This window comes from Halalkalibaculum sp. DA3122, from assembly GCF_043951865.1.
In the GTDB taxonomy this organism is placed as follows: domain Bacteria; phylum Bacteroidota; class Rhodothermia; order Balneolales; family Balneolaceae; genus JAMQKA01.
Genome location: NZ_JBINJF010000092.1, coordinates 1 through 1297 on the forward strand (window position 1 = coordinate 1; position 1297 = coordinate 1297).

The 1297-nt window shown below is 50.6% G+C and carries 2 protein-coding genes; both read left to right on the plus strand.

The annotated features are described in order from the left end of the window. Window positions 1–73 precede the first annotated feature (73 nt). Entirely contained in the window at window positions 74–376 is a 303-nt protein-coding gene (locus ACG2F4_RS19305) for a transposase (RefSeq protein WP_395262580.1), read from the plus strand. An 11-nt stretch (window positions 377–387) separates the two neighbouring features. Continuing rightward, window positions 388–1257, plus strand: coding sequence for an IS3 family transposase (locus ACG2F4_RS19310; protein ID WP_395262581.1), 870 nt, complete (start codon window positions 388–390; stop codon window positions 1255–1257). Window positions 1258–1297: the final 40 nt, after the last annotated feature.

Below are 1297 nucleotides of genomic sequence, written 5' to 3' on the forward strand. Positions count from 1 at the left end.
TGAACTTGCTACATTTTGGTGGACACCCAGTTAAGCCATAGATTGTTGCCGAAATTTATGACAAACACTAGTTATGGCAAACCAAAAAAGACGAAGCTACAGCAAAGAATTTAAACTGGACGTAATCCAGCAAAGTTACCAGCGGGATAATATCCGAGAGTTGGCCGATGAGTTAGGGATTAATCCTGGCCTTATCTACGCTTGGCGATCGGCGTACAAAAACCAATCCCAGCAAAGTTTCCCGGGCAAAGGCATTCCCAGCCGGACCCCCGAAGAGAAGGAGCTGGCCGAGTTGAAGAAAGAACTGGCTGACGTGCGGATGGAGCGGGATATTCTAAAAAAGGCGATGGGCATCTTTACCAAGAACAACGGGTAATCTTCCAATTTATGGCCGAACACAGACACTTATTTCCCATTGTAAAGATGTCCGAGGTATTCGGGGTAAGCAGAAGCGGGTATTACAGCTGGATGAGCCGCGAGCCCTCCGATCGCGCCAAAGAAAACCGGCGCCTGAAGAGACGAATTAAGCAAGTCTGGCTGGATTCGGGGAAGACCTACGGCAGTCCTCGTATTCACCAGCAACTGCTGCGGGACGGAGAAACAGCCAGTCGACCCCGAGTCGCTCGGCTGATGAAAAAAGAAGGCATACAAAGCCAGATCCGCCCGAAATGGGTTGCTACTACGGATTCGGAGCATCAGCTACCGGTGGCGCCGAACCGGTTGGATCAAGAGTTTACCGCCGGCCGGTTAGGCCAGGTTTGGGTAAGCGATATCACCTATATCCCCAGCAGTCAGGGTTGGATGTATCTGACGACCATCATGGATCTGGCTGACCGCCAGATCTTGGGCTGGTCATTTTCGGAAGGCATGAGTGCCGGTGAGACCATTATTCCGGCCTGGAAAGAGGCTATTCGGCAGCGTCCCCCTCAGGAGGAGCTAATCTTCCATTCTGACCGTGGCATCCAATATGCCTGTGAGGAGTTTAGCAAACTACTGGACGCTCGACCCCTGGTCCGCCAAAGCATGAGCCGCAAGGGTAACTGCTGGGACAATGCTCCGGCCGAGAGCTTCTTTAAAACCTTTAAAGCAGAACTACCAATAGAACCTACCCGCTACAGGTATGACAAACTTCGAGGAGTAATATTTAACTTTATAGAGATCTGGTATAACCGCCAGCGCCTGCATTCTACGCTGGACTACCGCACGCCTGCGGAAATGCAAGATTATTTAACCCAACAACAAGAACTGGCTGCATGATCTGGCTTAACTCACTGTCCATTTTTTTGTAGCAATTCCA